Source organism: Microbispora hainanensis (assembly GCF_006874475.1).
Classification (GTDB): domain Bacteria; phylum Actinomycetota; class Actinomycetes; order Streptosporangiales; family Streptosporangiaceae; genus Microbispora; species Microbispora hainanensis.
In genome coordinates, this window is sequence record NZ_VIRM01000057.1 from 19,378 (window position 1) to 40,148 (window position 20,771).

The window sequence follows — 20,771 nt, forward strand, 5'->3', positions numbered from 1 at the left end:
GGCTCACACCGCGCAGGCGCCGTCGTCGCAGTCCTCGCCGCCCGGCACGCGTGCGGCCCTCTCCTGCGCCGTACGCTCCTCGACCTCCCGCAGGGCGGCCACGAGCGTCTCGACGGGCTGCGCGCCCGAGACGGCGAACTTCTCCTCGAACAGGAACAGCGGGACGGCGCGGACGCCGAGCTCGCGGGCGCGGGCCAGGTCCGCGCGCACCTCGCCGGCCCCCTCGCCCGTGTCCTCGACCCCCACCTCGGCGGCGAGGGCGGCCAGCGTGGCGGGGTCGCCGACGTCGAGGCCGTCGGTGAAGTGCGCCCGGAAGAGCCGGTCGGACATGTCCGCGTCGCGCCCCGCGCGGCCGGCCAGCCCGATCAGCCGGTGCGCCTCGAAGGTGTTGGCGGCGATCGCCCGGTCGAAGCGGAGCTCCAGCCCGTCCTCCGCCGCCACGCCCGCGACGTGACCGGTCATCTGCGCCACCTGGGCCGCGCCGCCGAACTTGCGCTGCAGCGCGCCCAGCAGCGGCTCACCGCTGGAGACCCCGTCCGGGTCGAGCTGGAACGGGCGATGGGCGACCTCGACGGGCCCCTCATAGAGGCGTACGGCCTGACGGAGACGGTGGTGACCGATATAGCACCAGGGACACACGACATCGGAGAAGATCTCGACTTTCACGACATGTCCCAACCAGCGCCTCCGACAGCCGATTCCCCGCCGGCGGGGAATCGCCAGGCCTTGCGGCCGCCTACTCGCAGCCGTATATTCGCGTACGAGTAAACAAGCAAGAGGGTGATCGTCGATGGCGAAGCGGCGCAAGGTGTCGAACCTGCTGGCGTTGGCGGTCCTCTCCGCGCTCGCCCACCGGCCGATGCATCCGTACGAGATGGCGGCGGCCCTGCGCGGCTGGAACAAAGAGCACGACATGGGGATCAAGTGGGGATCCCTCTACACGGTCGTCGGAAACATGGCCAAGCACGGGCTGATCGAGGAACTGGAGAGCAGCCGCCAGGGGCGCCGCCCGGAGCGGACCGTCTACCGGATCACCGAGGCGGGCCGGGAGGAGCTGGTCGACTGGACCCGGGAACTGCTCGGCGTCCCCCACACGGAGTTCCCGTGGTTCCGCGCCGGGCTGTCGGTCATGTCCGTGCTCCACCCGGACGACGTGGCCGGGCTGCTCACCGACCGGCTCGCGGCGATCAGGAGGGGGATCGCCGAGCTGGAGGAGCTCCGCGACCGTGACAGCCCGCAGGTGCCGCGTCTGTTCCTCATCGAGACGGAGTACGACCTCGCGATGCTCAAGGCGGAAGAGGGCTGGATCGCGGCCCTGCTCGGCGAGCTGACCTCCGGCACGTTCCCCGGCCTGGCGGAGTGGCGGGCCTTCCACGACGACGGAGGGCTGTCGGCCGAGATGAAGGAGCTCGCGGAAGACAAGATCACCGACATTTAGTCCTGGTGGCGGTGCTGCAACACCGCCACCAGGCAGACCTTCGAACCGGCATGTGGTGGCCCGAAGATGCGACGAACCGAGGATAACGGGTCTCCTCCCCTGGCGGTTCGGCGTGCACGTCAAACCACAGGAGGAGAAATGAAGCACGTCGCGATCATCGGCGGTGGCATCGCCGGTCCGGTCACCGCGCTGGCGCTACGCAGGGCGGGCATGGACGTCACCGTCTACGAGGCCTATCCGACCGGCGCCGACGAAGCCGGCGGATCGCTCGGCCTCGCCCCCAACGGCCTGGCCGCGCTGGAGATCGTCGGTGTGGCCGACGCGGTGCGTGCGGCCGCGCAGCCCACCACGCGCTCGGTCATGACGCTCGCCAACCGCACGCGCCTGGAGCTGCCCAGCCTGGCGGAGGTCGGACCGCTGCACATGGTGCGGCGCGCCGACATCTACCGGGCGCTCCGCGACGAGGTCGTGAAGCAGGGCATCACCGTCGAGTACGGCAGAAGGCTCACCGGAGTCGAGGGCACCACGGCGATCTTCGCCGACGGCAGCCGGGCCGGGTTCGACGTCCTGGTCGGCGCCGACGGCGTCCACTCCACCGTCCGCCGGCTCATCGACCCGGCCGCGCCCGGCCCGAAGTGGACCGGGATGCTCAGCCTGGAGGGCGTGTCGCCATACGAGGTGCCCGAGGATCCGGAGACGACGGTCTTCGCCTTCGGCAGGCGCGGCTACTACCTCTACTGGCGCAACGCCGCAGGCGGCACCACCTGGGGCGTCAACCTGCCCTACCACCGGCCCCTCTCCCTCGCCCAGGCCCGCGAGGTGCCGCGCGAGGAGTGGATGCGCACCCTGCGGGAGACGTACGGCGACGACGTGCCCGGCGGTGACCTCATCCGGCACACCCCCGTGGCGTCGATGCTGGTGACGGGGGCGCTCTACATCATGCCCAGCGTGCCGCGCTGGCACCGCGACCGGATGGTCCTGGTCGGCGACGCCGCCCACGCGCCGTCGAACAGCTCCGGCCAGGGCGCGTCGCTCGCGATCGAGAGCGGCGTCCAGCTCGCCCGCTGCCTGCGGGACATCGAGGACGTGCCGCAGGCGTTCGCCGCGTACGAGCGGCTCCGCCGCGGCCGGGTGGAGAAGGTGGCGGCGCGCACCGCCAAGATCATCCATGCCAAGACACCGGGCCGGGTCATGCAGAAGCTGATTCCGCTTCTCATGCCGCTGATGCTGAAGACGGTCATGAATCCGGACAGGACCGTGGGCCCGGAGCAGCGCTACCGCATCGACTGGGACGCACCGGTCGCCGCCGTCTCCTAGGCAGGCAACGAGACGACGACGGGCCGGTTCCGCCTCGGCGCGACCGGCCCGTCCGTGGGGGTCGCCGGAAGGCGCCGTGACCCACGACCCGATCGTTCGGCCTACCGGCGGCGGCCCTGGCGGCCGAGGAGCCAGCCGATGACGGCGCTCCCGAGCGCCACCCCGGCACCGGCGCCGAACGCCGCGAGCATCGTCCAGGCCGGCACGCCGTGGCGACGCGCCGCCGGGGCGGCCTCCCGCGTGAACACCCGGGGCGCGGCCTCCCCGGTCACCGCCGCCGTCACCGCCGCACGCTCGTCGCCGGCCACCGCCACCGGCCCCGCCGCGACGACGGCAGTGCCCGCGGACACGGCGGGGACCGACAGCAGGTGCCGCTCGACGGCGGAGAAGAACTCCCCCGCGGTCTTCTTGGCGACCGAGGCGAGCATCCGCTGCCCCACACCGCCGATCATGCCGCCGACGACGGCGTCGGCGTCGTAGTCGACCCGGGTGCCGCCCTCGGCGTCGCTGAGCCGTACGGCCACGGTCGCCTCGACCGTGCCGGGCGCGCCCTGGCCGCGCGCGCCGAGCGTGAACCGGCCGGGCTCCTCCTGGTCGCGCAGCGCCACCTCGCCCTGGTAGACGCCCTTGATCGAGGCGACCCCCGCCGTCACCGTCATCGCGTACACGTTCTCGCCGATCGTCTCCAGGCGCTCGCAACCGGGGATCGTCCGAACCAGGACGCCGGGGTCCTGGAGGGCGTCCCAGACCCGCTTGCGCTCCGCCGCGACCAGCGCGCTGCCTGAGACCTTCATGAGCCCACCTCCGATGCCGAGCACCCTAGAGAATCACCGGTTCGGCGAGAACGGCAAGATCTGCCCCGGCACGGCGTCGTGCTCGTGCAGAGTTCACATGCCCGGCGGCGCGGCCGGCTATCGGCCGTTGTCCGGCCCGCCACCGGGGTGAAGCCCCCGAGACGCGTACGCCCGTCCACCGGGCCTCCGCATGGTCAACCGCGCGGCGTACGGGGGAATCACCCGCGCGACGGACGCGGCACTTGTCCTCGTTCGCCCATCCTTGATCCCGTGCCTCCCCAGGAGGCGCTCCCGGCGGTTCGGGACCGTCGTCCCTGGCGGCCGGGACGATCCGGCCGCCATGGTCGGCACTGCAGGCAACGGGGACACGGCACCGCGAACGGGGCCCGGGCGGCGCTCCGCCCGGCTGTGACGAAGATCGCACACTGCGGAACCCCATTGCTCTACAGCTTGTAGTACTACTGAAGATAGAACTACAAGCTGTAGAGCTTGGCGTGAGGGAGACATGGACGCGCTTGACCTGGCACGGTGGCAGTTCGGGGTGACCACCGTTTACCACTTTCTCTTCGTACCTCTGACGATCGGCCTGGGCGTCTACGTCGCCGGGCTCCAGACCGCCTGGCTGCGGACGGGCAAGGAGCACTACCTCAGGCTCACGAAGTTCTTCGGCAAGCTCTTTCTGATCAACTTCGCCATGGGCGTGGTCACCGGCATCGTCCAGGAGTTCCAGTTCGGCATGAACTGGAGCGAATACTCGACCTTCGTCGGCGACGTGTTCGGCGCGCCGCTGGCGCTGGAGGCGCTGCTCGCGTTCTTCCTCGAGTCGACGTTCCTCGGCCTGTGGATCTTCGGCTGGGACCGGCTGCCCAAGCGGGTCCATCTCGCCTGCCTGTGGGCCGCCGTCATCGGCTCCAACCTGTCGGCGTACTTCATCCTCGCGGCCAACGCCTGGATGAAGCACCCGGTCGGCTACGAGGTCGTGGACGGCAGGGCCAGGATGACCGACCTGTGGGCGGTGCTGACCAACTCGACGGCCCTCGCCCAGGTGCCGCACGTCGTCGCCGGTTCGTTCGTCGTGGCGGGCGGGTTCGTCATCGCCGTCGCGGGCTACCGCATCCTGCGCGAGCGCGGCCTCCGCGTGCTGCCCGGCCGCCGGAACGCCCCGGCCGTCCAGGACGCGACCGTGCCGATGCGCCGCCTCCCGGACATGTGGCGCACCAGCCTGCGCGCCGCGCTCGTCATGACGGCGATCGCGGGGGCGGTCGTCGCCGGCACCGGCGACCTGTCCGGCCAGTTGCTGCACGAGCAGCAGCCGATGAAGCTCGCCGCGGCGGAGGGCCTGCGCCACGACACCGCCGGGGCGCCGTTCTCGATCGTGCCCGGCGTCGAGGTGCCCGGCCTGCTCAGCCTGCTCTCCGCGCACGACCCCGGCGCGACGGTCCAGGGCGTCGACGACATCCAGGCGCGGTATGCGAAGGCCTTCGGACCGGCCGACTACATCCCGAACCTGCCGGTCGTCTTCTGGTCGTTCCGCGTGATGATCGTCTTCGGCATGGCCACGGCCGGCCTGTCCGTGCTCGGCCTGTGGCTGACCCGGCGGCCGCGGCGGCAGCGCGGCGGAACGGCGAAGCCGGTGCCCGGCTGGTTCGCCCGCCTGTGCGTTCTGGCGCTCCCGCTGCCCATCGTCGCGATCATCTCGGGCTGGCTGCTCAGCGAGATCGGCCGTCAGCCGTGGACCGTCCAGGGCGAGCTCATGACGGCCGCGAGCGTGTCGCCGGGCGTCTCGCTCGGCGAGGTCGCGATCACCCTGACGGTCTTCACGGTCCTGTACGGCGTGCTGGCGCTGGCCGAGGGCGTGCTGCTGGTGCGGCACGTCAAGGCGGGCCCGGAGCTGCCGCCGGTCGAGACCGCGCCCGCCGGCCCCGCTCCCGCCCGGCCCGACGAGGCGCGGCTCACGCCGACGCTCATGTACTGAGGAGACACGAGATGACGACCTTCTGGTTCATCGTGATCGCGTTCCTCTGGACGGGATACTTCGTCCTGGAGGGGTTCGACTTCGGCGTGGGGGCGCTGCTGCCGCTGCTGTCGCGGTCGGAGTCCGACCGCAGGCAGGTGCTCGGCACCATCGGGCCGGTCTGGGACGGCAACGAGGTGTGGCTGATCACCGCGATCGGGGCGATGTTCGCCGCCTTCCCCGCCTGGTATTCGGGCCTGCTCAGCAGCTTCTACCTGCCGGTCTTCCTCGTCATCGCCGGCCTGATCCTCCGCGGGGTGGGCCTCGAGTGGCGGGGCAAGGTCCACTCCCGGCGCGAGGTCGCGCTGTGCGACGCCGGGATCGTCACCGGCAGCGTGCTGCCGGCGTTCCTGTGGGGCGCGATCTTCGGCAACCTGCTGTTCGGCACGGCGCTGGCGACCGTGCTGGGCGGGGCCCTGTCGCTGTCGGTGGCCGTGCTGCACGGCGCGGTGTTCGTGGCGCTCAAGACGACCGGCGGAGTCCGCGCCCGCGCCCGGCGCGCCGCGCTGCTCGCGGCCGTCGGCGCGCTGCCGGTCGCGCTCGCCGTGCTGCCGTCCGTGCCCGGCATGGGGCCGGTGTGGACGCTGGGCACCGCCCTGCTCGCCGCCGCGGCGCTGGCGGCCGGGGTGACGCTGGTGTGGGGCCGCCGGGAGGGCTCGGCCTTCGTCGCGACCGCGACGGCGATCGCCGCCACGACCGCCACTGTCTTCGGCGTGCTGTGGTCCGCTCCCCTGCCCGGGCTCACGCTGGCCGAGGCGGCGTCGGCGCCGTACACGCTGACCGTCCTCACCTGGATCGGCCTGCTCGCCCTGCCGGGCGTCATCGCCTACCAGGCCTGGACCTACTGGGTCTTCCGCAAGCGCCTCACCGCCGAAGTGTCCTGACTCATGAAGGGCAGAAAGGGTAGATTCGAAAGGTAGAGGGGGTAGAAAGGAGCGGCCGTGAGCTTGAACATCAAGAATCCCGAGGCCGAGCGACTGGCGGCGGAGATCGGCGCGCTGACCGGTGAGAGCAAGACCGCAGCCGTCATCTCCGCCCTGCGGGAGCGGCACGAGCGGCTTCTCGCGAAGCTCCGGCAGACCGAGGACGCCGCGATGGCAGACGACATCCTCGCCCTTGCCGAGAGGATCCGCTCGCGAGTAGGTGGAATCGAGCTGTCCAGCGACTTCCTCTACGACCCTGAGACCGGGCTTCCGTCGTGATCATTGACACCAGCGCGATCATCGCGATCATCAACGGAGAGCCGGACGCCATCGACCTGGCCAGAGCCATCAGGGACGCGCCGACGCGACGGATCTCGGCGGGGACCTACGTCGAGTTGGCCGCGGTGGTCGAGCGCGCCCGTGACCCCGCCGCGTCACGGCTCCTGGACGACCTTCTCGCCCGGATGAGGGTGCAGATCATGCCGGTCACGCCTGAGCAGGCACGGACCGCCCGCCGGGCTTATTGGGACTACGGCAGGGGGAGCGGTCACAAAGCAGGACTGAACTTCGGCGACTGCTTCTCCTACGCCGTCGCGAGAGAGTGCGGGGAACCACTCTTGTTCAAGGGTGACGACTTCGTTCATACGGACGTGACCCCGGCGCTCTGACGGTGGTCACCGGTCCTGGCGGAGGGCGTACAGGTCGGAGGGGGAGATGGGCATCCGGGTGATCGTGATGCCCTCGGCGTCCTCGACCGCGGAGGCGATGACGGCCGAGACAGGGATGACTCCGGCCTCCCCCGCGCCCTTGATGCCGAGCGGGTTCAGCGGTGAGGGCGTCTCCAGGTGGGCGGTCTCGATGTGCGGCACCTCCGTGGCGTACGGCATCAGGAAGTCCATGAACGAGGCGTTCAGCAGCTGGCCGTGCTCGTCGTAGGCCATCTTCTCGTACAGCGCTCCGCCGACGCCCTGGGCGACCCCGCCGTGGATCTGGCCCTCGACGATCATCGGGTTGATCAGCCTGCCGCAGTCGTGGACGACGGCGTACCGCAGGATCCTGATCTCGGCGGTGTCGGGGTCGGTCTCGACGATCGCCGCGTGCATGCCGGCCGCGAAGGTGGACCTGATCGGCGAGTAGTAGTCCCGGCCCTCCAGCCCCGGCTCCTCGCCCTCGGCCACCGGGGGCCGGTCGTCGGAGCCGGACGCGGCGAACTGCGTGGCCCGTCTGGCCTCCTCGTCGAAGGCGTAGCGCAGCGGGTTGGACAGCACGGCGACGGTCGCCAGCGGGATCGACGCCGACGGCACGCCGGCGACGTGGACCATCCCGTCGGTGATCTCCAGGTCACGCGGGTCGGCCTCCAGCGCCTCGGCCGCGATGCGCAGCGCCTTCTCCCTGACCTTGCGGCAGGCGAGCGCGATCGCGTTGCCGCTCATCACGGCCGCACGCGAGGCGAAGGTGCCCACGGCGTACCCGAAGCGCCGGGTGTCGCCGGTGACGACCGACACCTTCTCGATGGGCACGCCGAGCTCGGTGGCCGCGATCTGCGCGAACACGGTCTCGTGGCCCTGCCCCTGCGAGGTCAGCCCGGTCGAGACGTGCACCCGGCCGTCGGAGGTGACCTGCACGTGCCCGCCCTCGTAGGGCCCGACGCCCGTGCCCTCGACGTAGCAGCCGACGCCGATGCCGATCCTGCGGCCCTCGGCCGCCGCACGAGCCCTCTCCTCGGGGAAGGAGTCCCAGCCGATCAGCTCCTTGAGCAGGCGCAGCGCCTCGGGGTAGTCGCCGCTGTCGTAGATCAGCGGCCGCCCGTCCTGGAACGTCAGGCCCTGGTCGTACGGGAACTCGTCCGGCTGGATGAAGTTGGCCGCGCGGACCTCGGTGCGGTCCCTGCCGAGATGGGCGGCGATGCGGTCCATCGTCCGCTCCATGCAGTACACGCCCTGCGGGCGGCCCGCGCCCCGATAGGGCGTGACCTGGACCGTGTTGGTGTAGATCGAGGAGAACTCGACCCGGTAGGCCCCCACCTTGTACGGCCCGAGCAGCTGCGTCGAGGTGATGATCGGCACGATGATCCCGTACGGCGTGTACGCGCCGTGGTCGTGCAGGATCTCGACGTCGAGGCCGAGGACGCGCCCCTCGTCGTCGAACCCGGCCCGCACGTGCTGGACCTGGCCGCGCTCGTGGGAGGAGGAGACGAAGTGCTCGCGCCGGTCCTCGGTCCACTTCACCTCGCGGCCGAGCAGCCGGGCCGCCCACGGCACGAGGACCTCCTCCGGCCACGGATGGACGATCTTGACGCCGAAGCCGCCGCCGACATCGGGCGCGATCACCTCCACCTTGGGCAGCGGCAGCCCGAGCTTGGCCGCGATCGCCATCCGCACGCTCGTGGACGTCTGGGTGGAGGAGTAGACGCGCAGCGACTCGTCGTCGGCGTCCCAGCGGGCGTACACGCCCTTCCCCTCCAGGGGCGTGCACGCGCTGCGCTCGATGTCGAGGCGGAACTCCAGCGTGTGCGGGGCGGCGTCGATCGCCTCCCGCGCGGTCACGCCGCCCGGCCCCGCCACCTCCTGCACGAGGTGCGCGCCGACGTTGCCCGGCACGTCCTCGTGCACGAGATGGACCCCGCGCACGGCCTCCTCGATGCCGACGACCGGCTTGAGGATCTCGTAGTCGACCCGGATCAGGGCGCAGGCGTCCTCGGCGAGGTAGCGGTCGCGGGCGACGACCATCACGACCGGCTCGCCGACGTGCCGCACGATCTCCCGGGCCAGCGGGTAGGCCGTACGGCCGTGGGTGAGCGCGGGATGCGGGATCAGCAGCGGCAGCGGCTCGGCCAGCGCGCCCGGCAGGTCCTCCCACGTGTAGATCGCGACCAGGCCCTCGACGTCGATGGCGTCCGACACGTCGATGTCGAGGATCCGCGCGTGGGCGTGCGGCGACCGGACGAAGGCGGCGGCCAGCGCGCCCTCGCCCAGGTCGTCGAGGTAGCGCCCCCGCCCGGTGATCAGCCGGTCGTCCTCGCGCCGCCGGACCGGCTCACCGAACAGCTTCGTCGTCACCGGCCCTCCTCCGCCTGCAACTCGGCGGCGCGGTGGACCGCCTTGAGGATGTTCTGGTAGCCGGTGCACCGGCACAGGTTGCCCGCCACGGCCTCCAGCGCCTCCTCCTCCGTCGGCACGGGGTTGTCCCGCAGGAACGCGGTGACCGTGCACAGGAACCCCGGGGTGCAGAACCCGCACTGCAGGGCGTGACGCTCGGTGAACGCCCGCTGCACCGGCGACAGTCCGCCGTCGCGCGCCAGCCCCTCCACCGTCGTGATCTCGTGGCCGTCCGCCGTGACGGCGAACGTCAGGCACGACCGCACCGGCTCGCCGTCGAGCAGCACCGTGCAGGCGCCGCAGACGCCGTGCTCGCAGCCCACGTGGGTGCCGGTGAGGCCGAGGTCGTGGCGCAGGCAGTCGGACAGCAACCGCCGCCCCGGCACCGTCGCCTCCCGTACGACGCCGTTGACCGTCAGCGTCACGTGATGGCGTGTCTCGTTCACGATTCCTCCCCGCGGGCCGCGAGGGCCGCGTCCCGCAGCGCCCGTGCGGCGAGCACGCCGGTGAGGTGCCGCCGATATTCCGCCGTCGCGTGGATGTCGCCCTCCGGATCGACCCGATCCTGTACGGCTCCCGCCACGGCCTCCCAGCCGGCCGCGGCGGCCGGGCCCGGGCCGCACGCGGAGGTGACGTCCACCACGACGGGGACCGGTCCCACGCTCACGCAGGCGACGCGGGCGGCGGCGACGCGCAGGTCCTCGTCGAGCGTGACGGCGGCGGCGACCCCGGCCACCGCGTAGTCGCCGTGCCGCCGGGCCACCTCGTAAAAGGCCGTGCCCGACCGTGGGGGCAGCGCCGGGAAGAACGCCGACAGGGCCAGTTCGCCGGGCCGCAGCGCCGACTCCATGGGGCCGGTGAAGAACTCCGCGGCCGGCACCTCCCGCTCCCCGTCCCGGCTCGCCAGCCGTACGGACCCGCCGAGCAGGGCGAGCACGGCGGGCATCTCGGCGGCGGGGTCGGCGTGCACGAGGCTGCCCACCACGGTCCCGCGGTTGCGGATCACGGGATGGGCGACCAGCCGCAGCGCCTGCCGCAGCAGCGGCAGCGCGGCGGCGGCCCCGGGCGAGCGCTCCACGGCGGCGTGCCGTGCCAGGGCCCCGACGCGTACGCCCTCCGGCCCGGCCTCGATCCCGTCCAGGCCGGGCACTCGGTTGACGTCGACGATGTGTGCGGGCGCGGCCAGCCGCATGTTGAGCAGCGGGATCAGGCTCTGGCCGCCCGCCAGCACCTTCCCGCCGGGCCCGGCCTCGGCGAGGACGTCGAGCGCCTCGCCGAGGGTGACCGGGCCGTGGTAGTCGAACGGAGGCGGTTTCACCGCGATCGCACCCGCGGTGCGGGCCGCTCAGACCGCCGGGTCGCGTTCGAGCCCGATCTCCCCACCCGTGACCTCCTTCGCTCGACTGCTCGCGATGGCGCGGAGCAGGTGATAGCCGGCGAGCACCACGATCGTGCCGAGCGCGATCCCGGCGAGCGAGAAGTCGCCGGTGATCTGGTGGGTGACCGGCCCGATCGCGAGGATGATGCCCGCGCCGATCGGCACCATGTTGACCGGATCGGCGAAGTCCACCCGGTTCTCCACCCAGATCTTCGCGCCGAGCAACCCGATCATGCCGTACAGGATGACCGTGACGCCGCCGAGCACGCCGCCGGGCGTGGCGGCGACCAGCGCGCCGAACTTGGGGCACAGGCCGAACAGGATCGCGATGATCGCGGCGATGTAGTAGGCGGCGGTCGAGTAGACCCGGGTGGCCGCCATGACGCCGATGTTCTCGGCGTACGTCGTGGTGGGCGAGCCGCCGACGGCGGTCGCGACCGCGGTGCCGACGCCGTCGGCGACGATCGCCCTGCCCATCTGGGGGTCGACGTCCGCGCCGGTCATCTGGCCCACGGCCTTGACGTGGCCGACGTTCTCCGCGATCAGGGCGATCACGGCGGGCAGCACGACCAGCACGGCCGACGCCTGGAACGACGGGGCGTGGAAGTGCGGCAGCCCGATCCAGTCGGCGTCGGCGACGGCCTGGAAGCTCACCCGGGGGTGGGTGTCGATCTTCCCGGTGCCCGCGTTGTAGGCGGTGATGTTCCCGAAGACCTTGTCGGCGAGCCAGGACACGACGAACCCGAAGACCAGCCCGAGCAGCACGCCGATCCGGCCGAGGAAGCCGCGGAACAGCACGATGAACACGAACGTCGCGACCATCGTGATCAGCGCGATCCACGGGTCCTGCGGCCAGTAGACGTCGGCCACGACGTACGCGAGGCCGAAACCGATCAGCATGACCACCGCGCCGGTCACGACCGGCGGGAAGACGCGGTGGATGATCTGCACGCCGAGCACGTGGATCGCCACGCCGCACAGGGCGAGCACCAGGCCGGCGACGAGGATCGCGCCGGTCACCACCTGGTCGGCGGCCGGGGTGTCGCCGCCGAACGCCGCCCGCACCGCCACCACGCCGCCGACGAACGACGCCGACGTGCCCAGGTAGCTCGGGATCCGCCCCTGGGTGAAGAGCAGGAACAGGATCGTCGCGACACCCGACATCATCACGGCCGTGTTCGGGTCCAGCCCCATCACGAGGGGGAAGACGAAGGTCGCGCCGAACATCGCGATCACGTGCTGGGCGCCGATGCCGACCATGCGCGGCCAGCTCAGCCTCTCATCGGGCTTGACGACCTCCCCGGGAGCCAGCCCTTTCCCGTTGCCGTGCACCGTCCATCTGAAAGCCATATACGCCCCTCTTGCTCACCGGGCCGTGGGCCGGTCGGCCACCCCGCAGGCGTCCCTCCGCGGCGTTCACCGTTTGGGGCACTGTAGGACTGGCGTGCGCGACAGACATGGGCATGATCTGCCAAACCGGTGAGCTCCGGGGCGTCATACCACGCGGATCGTGTACCCGTCGCCGGTGACGACCTGGCCCGCCCGGATTTTGCAGGCCTTGCGCAGCTCCACGCGCCCGTCGACGCGCACCCGGCCCTCCGCGACGAGGTGCTTGGCCGCGCCGCCGCTGTCGGTGATCTGGCAGAACTTGAGGAGATCGCAGAGCGGGATGTAGTCGCCGTCCAGCTCGAAGGTGATCGCTGGGGCCTTCGCGTCGTTCACGCCGCCAGCCTAGATGCCCCTCATGCGCAGGACGTGCAGGGCCAGGGTGAGGTTGAGCCGCAGATGGGCGTCCTCGGTGAAGTTGCCCAGCATCCGCTCCAGCTTCCCGATGCGGTAGCGCAGGGTGTTGTAGTGGAAGTGGAGGCGGCGCGCGGTCTCCGCGACGTTGAGGTTCGTCTCCAGCAGCGCCTGCAGGGTGCGCCGCAGGTCGGCGTTCTCCGCGTCGTCGTCCCCGGCCAGCGGGCCGAGGGTCTCGCGGACGAAGGCATGCAGCTCGTCGGTGTCGTTCACCAGCGACAGCAGCCGGTAGACCCCCAGCTCGTCGAAGTGGGCGACCGCGCCGGCCCCGTGGAGCTGCCGGCCCACCCGGGCGGCCTTCAGCGCCTGGCCGTACGCGCCGGGCAGGGCGTCCACCCCGGAGGCGACCCGGCTGAGGCCGGTGGAGAAGGTGCCCTCCGAGACGGCGGCGAGCGCGTCCCTGGCCACCTTGGCCGGGTCGGCCGCCGCCCCGACGATCGCCACGACCTCGTGGGAGAAACCGGCGACCGCGCCGCGCGGGTCGTGCTTGCGCACCGACGCCTGCCACGCCGCCAGCATGCGGTCCTGCACCGGGCGTTCCTCGGTGTCCGGATCGATCTCCGCGACCAGCACGCTGACCGGGCGCTCCAGGTCCCAGCCGAACGCCTGGGCGCGCTCGGCCACCCGCAGCCCGCCCCTACCGGTGAGCACGTCGCGCAGGAAGTCGGCGCGATATTTGCTCTCGACGGCGGTGACCGCCTCCTGCTTGGTGATCACCAGCGCGGCGACGGTCGCGGCGCGTTCCAGGATATTGATGTCGCTGGGGGTCAAGGTGCCGCGGGCGCTGTAGGCCGCGATCCTCCCGTGGTGGTGCCCGCCCGCGACGACGGGCACCGCCGCGTAGTGACCGTCGCCGCCCGGGGGCGTGGCCGCCGGCGTCCGCGCGAGGGCCGCGTTGATCTCCCGCAGCCGCGCCACCTGCGCCGACTCCCCGGCGGCCGCGAGGAGATGACCCGCGGCGTCGGTCGCCCCCACCGCCACCTGCAGCAGCCCGGCGACCTCCGCCGTGACCTCCCGCATTCCGCCCCCGGCCAGCACGATCTGCACGAGCGCCCGGTGCGCCTCCTCCGTACGGGCGAGGATCGCCGCCTGGCGGTTGAGGATGTCGGTGAGCACCTGGTTGAGGATGTCGTCGAAGCCCACGTCGTTGGGCAGCAGGATCAGCGGGAAGCCCAGCCGGTCGGCCTGCTCGACCATCTCCCCCGGCAGCTCGTCCAGGTAGCGGCCCAGCTTGATCGCCAGCGCGGCCAGGCCGCGCTCGTCCAGGTCGGCCACGAGCCGGTCGAGCGACTGCGGCGTGTTGCGCAGCGGATAACCCGTGGTGAGCAGCAGCTCGTGCGGCTTCACCCAGGCGAGGATGTCGGGCACCTCCATCACGTTGAGGCGCTGCACGATGCGGTCGAGGCCGCCCCGCCCGGCGATCAGGCGGGCGTCCGCCAGCGTCGAGACCCCGAGCACCTCGCCCACCGACACGCCGTGAAGGATCGTCCCCGTGCTCGCCAGGCGCATGGCGGGCGGGGCCGGGTCGTTCTGCAATGCCGTCTCCGCAACTGCCGTCAACGGGGTCGCGCGTTCTGTGACCATGGGGTCGCGGACCTCTCAGGGCGATTGTGCACGACGGCGGTCCTGGCAGGAAGAGCCAAGCATTCGGCCGACTGTTGGCATCTTTCTCCGTACGGAGGGGGGAAGGCGGGGCTTAGCGTCGGCAGCGACTGCTTCGGGAGGTCCGGTGAGTGTTGGCACGCGCCCGAGAGGGCGGCGGGCGACGACGCCCGCAACCCGCCCCCCGGCGGCCCCCGCTTTCATGAGCGGCGCCGCGAGCGTCGCCGTGCGGCCCGCCCTTGAGGCGCCCCGCCGCCCGGCCAGAGTGCTCGCGGTCTTCCCCCTCGCGCTCTACCTGGAGATCAGGAGCGAGTCCGAGCCGCACGTGCTCGCCGTCGTGACGGGCGAGGCCACCCGGCTGCCCAACGCCGTGCTGCTCCCCGAACGCCTCGACGGGGTGTCGGCGGGCGACGACGCCTGGGTCGGCGAGGGCTCCGTCGAGGTCGGCGGCGTGTCGATCTGCGTGCGCCGCTGGTGGGACCCCGCTCCCCCGCCCGGCCCCGCCGATCCCGTACGGCTCGCGCCCGCCCTCGGCCTGCTCGCCCGCACCCGCGCCGCCTCGCCCCGTCGGCCGGGGCTGGACCCGGACGGCGCCCCGGCGCTGCTCGAACACGGGTGCCGGGCCGGTTCGCTGGTGGAGAGCATCACCGCGGCCGAGCGGCTGATCGGCCTCGGCCCGGGGCTGACGCCGAGCGGCGACGACATGCTCGCCGGGCTGCTGGTCGCGCTGCGGCACCTCGGCGTGGCGGCGGGCGTGCCGCGCGCAGTATGGCTGGCCGACTGGCTCGCCGCGGCGGTCACCTACGACGCGCGCACCAGAACCACGCCCATCTCGGCCACCCTGCTGCACTGCGCCGCGAGGGGCGAGGCGAGCCCGGAGGTCACCGGGGTGCTGCGTGCCGTGGCCGGGCACCAGCCGCTCGAGCCCGCCGTGCACCGCCTGCTCCGCCTCGGCCACACCTCGGGAGCCGACCTGGCGTGGGGAGTGCAGATCGGCCTGTCCGCCGTCCTCGCCCATCGGGAGGGCCGTTGAACGACCTGGTCGAGGTGCGCCCCGGGGTCTACCGCGACTCCGTGACGCTGATGCGGGTGAGCCGGACGCTCACCGAACGGCCCGGAGTGTCGGTCGCCGTCGTCGCGATGGCGACCGAGCTCAACCTTGGCCTCGCCCGCGATCTCGGTTTCGCGGTGCCGCCCGCGACGCCCGGCGACCTGCTGGTGGCGGTCAGGGCCGGTTCGCCGGCGGAGCTGGAGGACGCCGCCGCCGAGCTGGAGCGGCAGCTCGCCGCGCGGGAGCAGACGGGCGGCGCACCGGGGGGCGAGGCGCCGCCGCGCACCACCCGGTCGGCGGCGCGGGCCTTCGAGGCGAGCCTGGCGCTGGTGAGCGTGCCGGGCGAGCACGCCTTCGCCGAGGCGCTCGACGCCGTGGAGGCCGGACTCTCGGTGATGATCTTCAGTGACAATATGCCCGTGGAGCAGGAGATCCTGCTCAAGGACCGGGCACGGGCCAGGGGCGTGCTCGTGATGGGCCCCGACTGCGGCACCGCGGTCGTGAGCGGAGCCGGCCTCGGCTTCGCCAACGTCCTGCGCCCCGGACACGTCGGCGTCGTGGCCGCCTCGGGCACCGGCGCCCAGCAGGTGACGAGCCTGCTCGACCTCGCCGGCGTCGGCGTCTCCCACGTGCTCGGCGTGGGCGGCAGAGACCTGTCCGCCGAGGTGGGCGGGCGCTCGGCCGTACAGGCGCTGCGCGCCCTCGACGACGACCCGGCGACCGAGCTGATCGTGCTGGTCTCCAAGCCCCCCGCCCCCGAGGTGGCCCGTGCCGTACGGGACCTCGACCTGGCGACGCCGGTCGTCGGCGCGCTGCTCGGGCCGGGGCAGGACGACCTGACCACCGCCGCGGAGAAGGTGCTGCGGGCGCTCGGCCGCGACGTGCCCGAGTGGCCCTCCTGGCCCGCTCCCACCCACCGTACGGAGGCGTCGGGCCCCCGCCGGGCCCTGCGGGGGCTCTACGCCGGCGGCACGCTGTGCACGGAGGCGGCCCTCGTGGCGGGCACCGGCGAGTTCACCGACTTCGGCGACGACGCCTACACCCGGGGCCGCGCCCATCCCATGATCGACCCGGCGCTGCGCCTGGAGGCCCTGCGCGGCGTCGCCTCCGGCGTCGTGCTGATGGACGTCGTGCTCGGGCACGGCGCCGACCCCGACCCGTCCACCTGGCTCGCGCCCGCGGTCCGCGACGCCGTCGACAGGGGCGTGGACGTGGTCGTGGCCGTCGTCGGCACCGACGGCGACCCGCAGGGGCTGCGGGCCCAGGCCGCCCGGCTGAACGCGGCCGGGGCGGCGGTCTTCACCTCCAACGCCGCGGCCGCCCGGCATGCCCGTCTCCTCGCGGGCGGGTGACGGGCGTGGCCGCGCCGACCCGGATCGGAGCCCGATGACCCTCTCCATGCTGTACGGCGAGCCGCGCGTCATCACCGTCGGCGCGCAGGTGCTGGGCGAGGCGCTGGACCGGCAGGCCGTGCCGCGCCGGGAGGTCGGCTGGCGGCCTCCACTGCCGGGCACCGCCCCGGCCCTCGCACGGGTGCTGGCCGACCCCCGGCGCGAGAGCGCCAACGCGACCGCCGTGGGGAGGATGCTGGCGGCCCGGCCCATGCTGACCGGCGTACGCCCGGCGCGCGAGGCCCTCGGCCTGGCAGCCGGGGAGTTCTTCCACGCCGGTCCGCCGATCAGCTGGGAGCGCGCCTCCGGGCCGATGCGGGGGGCGCTCGTCGGGGCGATGCTGTTCGAGGGCCTGGCGGCCACACCCGAGGAGGCGGAGGACCGCCTGGCCTCGGGCGCGGGGATCACCCTCGACTCCTGCCACCACCACCGCACGGTCGGCCCGATGGCGGGGCTGGTCAGCCCGTCCATGTGGATGCTGGAGGTCACCGACGCCGAGCACGGCGGCACGGCCTACTGCTCGCTCAACGAGGGGCTGGGCAAGGTCCTGCGCTACGGGGCGTACGGCCCCGAGGTGATCGAGCGGCTGCGCTGGATGGGCGAGGTGCTCGGGCCGGTGCTCGCGGCGGCGGTGGAGCGGTGCGGCCCGCTCGACCTGCGCACGCTCATCGCGCAGGCCCTGCAGATGGGCGACGAGCTGCACAACCGCAACCGCGCCGCGACGTCCCTGCTGGTGCGCGAGATCGCGCCCGCGATCGTGGAGGCGGCCCCGGACCACGCGGCCGAAGTGCTGCGATTCATCAATGGCAATGATCATTTCTTCCTGAACGCGGGAATGGCGGCGGCGAAAGTCAGCGCCGACGCGGCGCGCGGCGTGCCCGGATCGAGCCTGGTCGTGGCGATGGCCCGCAATGGGACCGATTTCGGAATACAGGTGTCGGGCCTGGGCGACCGGTGGTTCACCGGCCCCGCCGGCGTGCCCGACGGCCTCTACCTCGGCGGGTACGGCCCGGACGACGCCAACCCCGACATCGGCGACTCCACCATCACCGAGACGACCGGCCTGGGCGGCTTCGCGATGGCGGCGGCCCCCGCGATCGTCCGGTTCGTCGGCGGCGAGGTGTCCGACGCCGTGGCGGCCACGACGTCGATGTACGAGATCACCCTGGCCGAGCACCCGGCGTACCAGATCCCGGGGCTCGGCTTCCGTGGCACGCCCGTCGGCATCGATGTCGCGCTCGTGGCCAGGACCGGTCTGCTGCCCGTTGTGAACACCGGCATCGCGGGCAGGGTCGCCGGAACCGGGCAGGTGGGAGCGGGTCTGGTGAGCCCGCCGGCCGAGGCCTTCACCGCCGCGCTCGACGCGCTGTGCGATGTGTGAATTCCCATCGACCGTCATCAGACCGTAATATCGTCGTCAACCTCAGATATCCGATGCAATTCGCACGGTCCGTTCGGAAGATCTTGCGGAACGAGCGTGAATTGGGGACCTAATCTATGACGACAGATCGCCTGCTCGGTATGGTCCCCCCTATGCCAGAGGGTCAGGGACCTGTGGGTCGCGTCCCCGCGGGAGGCGCCCCCGAAGGGCAGGGACGTCTCGTCGGCCGGCGCTACCGGCTGCTGTCCCCGGTGGGCCGCGGCGGCATGGGGATGGTGTGGCACGCCCACGACGTGCTGCTCGACCGGGACGTCGCGGTCAAGGAGCTGCTCCTGCCGTTCGGGCTCGACAACGCAGGCGCGCAGGCCGCCCATCGGCGCATGCTGCGCGAGGCGCGCTCGGCAGCCCGGCTCAGCCATCCCGGCATCGTCACCGTCCACGACGTCGTCGAGGAGGACGGGCGCCCCTGGATCGTGATGGAGCTCGTCCGCGCGTGGTCCCTGGAGCAGGCCGTACGGCAGAGCGGGCCGCTGCCGGTCGTGCAGGCCGCCGAGATCGGCATCCGGGTTCTCGACGCGCTGCGGCACGCCCACGCCGCCGGCATCCTCCACCGCGACGTGAAGCCCGGCAACGTGCTGCTCACCGCCGACCGCGTGGTGCTCACCGACTTCGGCATCGCCGCCATCGAGGGCGACGTCACGATCACCCAGACCGGGCTGCTCATGGGCTCGCCCGCCTACATCCCGCCGGAGCGCCTGCAGGGCCGCCCGATCACCCACGCCGCCGACCTGTGGTCCTTCGGCGCGACGCTGTACGCCGCCGTGGAGGGCCGCCCGCCGTACGAGGGGCCGGACGCGGTCGCCGTGCTCGGCGCGGTGCTGACGCAGGAGCCCAACCGGCCGCGCCGGGCGGGCGCGCTGCTGCCGGTCATCGAGGGCCTGCTCCGCAAGAACCCGGCCGACCGCCTTCCGGCCGCGCAGGTCGCGGAGATGCTGGAGCGGGTGCTGCACAGCCACGGCGCCGGGCTGCCGGGCCGCGCGGGCACGCCGACGTCGGTGCCGACCCCGCAGGACTCCACGCCCGCCGGGTTGCTGCCGCCGCTCGACATCCCCTCGGGGCCGCTGCCCTCGCGCATCATCGAGACGCCGTCGGGCCCGGTCCGCGTGCCGCTCACGGCGGAGAGCCTGCCCGGAGGCGCGGCCGTCCCGCCCGGCGCCGCGCCCCGTCCGGCCGAGCCTCACGCCGGGGAGCCCCGGCCCGCCGACCCCGCGTACGAGCCTCCGGGCGCGTTCGGGCCCGTGAACCCCTTCGGGCAGCCCCCAGCTTTCGACCCTGCCTTCGATGCCGCCTTCGACACGGGCTTCGACCCGCTGTCGTCCCCCTCGGGCTCGACGCACGCGCCTGAGCGGCCGAAGGAGGCCATGTGGCCGACGCCCGCGCCGGGCGACATGCCCGGCGATCTGGGCGGCGCAGCATGGCCGCAGCACCGCACCGGGCCGCACGCGGCGCCCCAGCAGACGGGACCGCACGCGGTGCCGCAGCAGGCCGCCGCACAGGGCACCGGACCGCAGGTCGTCTCGTCCCAGGACGACTTCGGGGCGATCGGGGACGCCACGGGTCCGCACAGCCCCCGGGCGGGACGCAGGCGCAAGGAGCAGGCCGACGAGCTCGCCGAGAGCGAGGGCCGGTCGAAGCTGCTGCTCGCCGTCGCCGCCGCGGCCGTGGTCGCGGTGATCGTCGGGATCGTCTTCGTGCTGCTGCCGAGCGGCCCGGACGAGGCCGTGGTCTCGCAGCAGGACGGCAGGTCGGGCCACACCCTCGCGCCGCCCGACGCCACCACGCCGACCGCGCGCCCCCTGTCGGCCGTACGCGTGCCCCAGGGCTACCACCTGGTGACCGAGGGCGGGGTGTCGCTCGCGGTGCCGAAGGAGTGGAGCACCGCGGTCGACGACGGCGTCGTCAGGCTCACCGGCCCGAAGGACAGCGGGCAGAGCATCACGATCAAGAGGATCCCCGACGGCAGCCTGTCGGCGCTTCAGTCCGCCGAGCAGAACCTGGACATCAAGGGCTTCACCGACTACACGCAGGTCCAGCTGCGCAAGGTGGGGGACTACCGCTACCCCGCGGCCGACTGGGAGTACACCTACACCAACGCCAGCGAGGTCACGGTCCACGCGGTCATCCGCTATCTGGAGGCGGGCGACCGCGCCTACGCGATCATGTTCGCCTCTCCCGACTTCGACTGGAACGAGTCGGCCGCACCCGTACGGCAGGCCCTCTGGAGCACCTTCCGCCCCGCCTGACGCCTGGACTCGAGACCGGGGGCTGGTGCCAGGGCCTGACGCCGGGACCTGGTGCCGGGACCTGGTGCCGTGACCTGGTGCCGTGACCTGGCGTCGAAACTTGACGCCGGGCTCCGGTGCCGGGCTCCGCTGCCGGGACGTGATGCGGGGACGGCGGCGCGGGGACGGCGGCGCGGGCGACGCGCCGCCATGGCACTCCTGGTGCTCCTCGCCGACTTGAGGGGCACCGGCCACCCTCCCACCGCTTCGAGGCCCCCGCCGCGCCGCCGACCGCCCTCCTC

The 20,771-nt window shown here is 72.9% G+C and carries 18 protein-coding genes; 10 read left to right on the forward strand and 8 right to left on the reverse strand.

Going from position 1 to position 20,771, the window contains the following annotated elements:
- Positions 1–3: 3 nt before the first annotated feature.
- Positions 4–666 carry a DsbA family oxidoreductase gene (locus FLX08_RS33160; protein ID WP_142624207.1) on the reverse strand — a complete coding sequence of 221 codons (663 nt, stop codon included), beginning with the start codon at positions 664–666 and terminating at the stop codon, positions 4–6.
- A gap of 124 nt (positions 667–790) precedes the next feature.
- Between FLX08_RS33160 and FLX08_RS33165 the strand changes: the two genes are divergently transcribed.
- On the forward strand, positions 791–1,438 hold the full coding sequence (locus tag FLX08_RS33165) for a PadR family transcriptional regulator (protein WP_142624208.1): 648 nt from the start codon (positions 791–793) through the stop codon (positions 1,436–1,438).
- A 138-nt stretch (positions 1,439–1,576) separates the two neighbouring features.
- Entirely contained in the window at positions 1,577–2,755 is a 1,179-nt protein-coding gene (locus tag FLX08_RS33170; RefSeq protein WP_142624209.1) for an FAD-dependent oxidoreductase, read from the forward strand.
- A gap of 101 nt (positions 2,756–2,856) precedes the next feature.
- Here FLX08_RS33170 and FLX08_RS33175 read toward each other — a convergent pair whose 3' ends face one another.
- Positions 2,857–3,549, reverse strand: coding sequence for an SRPBCC family protein (locus tag FLX08_RS33175; protein WP_142624210.1), 693 nt, complete (start codon positions 3,547–3,549; stop codon positions 2,857–2,859).
- A gap of 505 nt (positions 3,550–4,054) precedes the next feature.
- On the opposite strand from FLX08_RS33175, the gene FLX08_RS33180 reads away from it, so the two are divergent.
- Genes FLX08_RS33180 through FLX08_RS33195 form a run of 4 tightly spaced genes read left to right on the forward strand, consistent with a single transcriptional unit; the run spans position 4,055 to position 7,154 of the window.
- Entirely contained in the window at positions 4,055–5,524 is a 1,470-nt protein-coding gene (locus tag FLX08_RS33180) for a cytochrome ubiquinol oxidase subunit I (protein ID WP_142624211.1), read from the forward strand.
- 11 nt (positions 5,525–5,535) lie between these two features.
- Positions 5,536–6,447: a cytochrome d ubiquinol oxidase subunit II gene (cydB, locus tag FLX08_RS33185; protein ID WP_142624212.1), complete on the forward strand. Its 912-nt coding sequence runs from the start codon at positions 5,536–5,538 to the stop codon at positions 6,445–6,447.
- Positions 6,448–6,504: 57 nt separating this feature from the next.
- Complete coding sequence (locus tag FLX08_RS33190) at positions 6,505–6,765, forward strand: type II toxin-antitoxin system VapB family antitoxin (protein ID WP_142624213.1); 261 nt, start codon at positions 6,505–6,507, stop codon at positions 6,763–6,765.
- Positions 6,762–7,154, forward strand: coding sequence for a type II toxin-antitoxin system VapC family toxin (locus FLX08_RS33195; protein ID WP_142624214.1), 393 nt, complete (start codon positions 6,762–6,764; stop codon positions 7,152–7,154). The genes FLX08_RS33190 and FLX08_RS33195 overlap by 4 nt, the downstream gene beginning before the upstream one ends.
- A gap of 6 nt (positions 7,155–7,160) precedes the next feature.
- Here FLX08_RS33195 and cutA read toward each other — a convergent pair whose 3' ends face one another.
- The 6 genes from cutA to FLX08_RS33225 form a co-directional block, all read right to left on the reverse strand.
- Positions 7,161–9,545: an aerobic carbon-monoxide dehydrogenase large subunit gene (cutA, locus tag FLX08_RS33200; RefSeq protein WP_142624215.1), complete on the reverse strand. Its 2,385-nt coding sequence runs from the start codon at positions 9,543–9,545 to the stop codon at positions 7,161–7,163.
- The gene (locus tag FLX08_RS33205; RefSeq protein WP_142624216.1) at positions 9,542–10,030 is read right to left on the reverse strand and encodes a (2Fe-2S)-binding protein; all 489 of its coding nucleotides are present in this window, start codon (positions 10,028–10,030) and stop codon (positions 9,542–9,544) included. The genes cutA and FLX08_RS33205 overlap by 4 nt, the downstream gene beginning before the upstream one ends.
- Positions 10,027–10,902: an FAD binding domain-containing protein gene (locus FLX08_RS33210; RefSeq protein WP_142624217.1), complete on the reverse strand. Its 876-nt coding sequence runs from the start codon at positions 10,900–10,902 to the stop codon at positions 10,027–10,029. The genes FLX08_RS33205 and FLX08_RS33210 overlap by 4 nt, the downstream gene beginning before the upstream one ends.
- Positions 10,903–10,929: 27 nt before the next feature.
- The gene (locus FLX08_RS33215) at positions 10,930–12,312 is read right to left on the reverse strand and encodes a uracil-xanthine permease family protein (RefSeq protein WP_142624218.1); all 1,383 of its coding nucleotides are present in this window, start codon (positions 12,310–12,312) and stop codon (positions 10,930–10,932) included.
- Positions 12,313–12,456: 144 nt separating this feature from the next.
- Positions 12,457–12,684 (reverse strand): RNA-binding S4 domain-containing protein, encoded by a 228-nt coding sequence (locus FLX08_RS33220; protein WP_231513690.1) that lies wholly within the window; start codon positions 12,682–12,684, stop codon positions 12,457–12,459.
- Between the two features lie 9 nt (positions 12,685–12,693).
- On the reverse strand, positions 12,694–14,271 hold the full coding sequence (locus FLX08_RS33225; protein WP_142624237.1) for a PucR family transcriptional regulator: 1,578 nt from the start codon (positions 14,269–14,271) through the stop codon (positions 12,694–12,696).
- A 295-nt stretch (positions 14,272–14,566) separates the two neighbouring features.
- Here FLX08_RS33225 and FLX08_RS33230 point away from each other — a divergent pair, with 295 nt between their 5' ends.
- The 4 genes from FLX08_RS33230 to FLX08_RS33245 all read left to right on the forward strand — a co-directional run bounded on the left by FLX08_RS33230 (position 14,567) and on the right by FLX08_RS33245 (position 20,490).
- The gene (locus FLX08_RS33230; protein ID WP_142624219.1) at positions 14,567–15,397 is read left to right on the forward strand and encodes an oxamate carbamoyltransferase subunit AllH family protein; all 831 of its coding nucleotides are present in this window, start codon (positions 14,567–14,569) and stop codon (positions 15,395–15,397) included.
- A complete protein-coding gene (locus FLX08_RS33235; protein WP_142624220.1) occupies positions 15,394–16,767 on the forward strand; it encodes an FdrA family protein in 1,374 nt (457 codons plus the stop codon). The genes FLX08_RS33230 and FLX08_RS33235 overlap by 4 nt, the downstream gene beginning before the upstream one ends.
- A 34-nt stretch (positions 16,768–16,801) precedes the next feature.
- Complete coding sequence (locus tag FLX08_RS33240; RefSeq protein ID WP_142624221.1) at positions 16,802–18,187, forward strand: YlbE family protein; 1,386 nt, start codon at positions 16,802–16,804, stop codon at positions 18,185–18,187.
- 152 nt (positions 18,188–18,339) lie between these two features.
- Complete coding sequence (locus FLX08_RS33245; RefSeq protein WP_142624222.1) at positions 18,340–20,490, forward strand: serine/threonine-protein kinase; 2,151 nt, start codon at positions 18,340–18,342, stop codon at positions 20,488–20,490.
- The last annotated feature ends 281 nt before the right edge of the window (positions 20,491–20,771 follow it).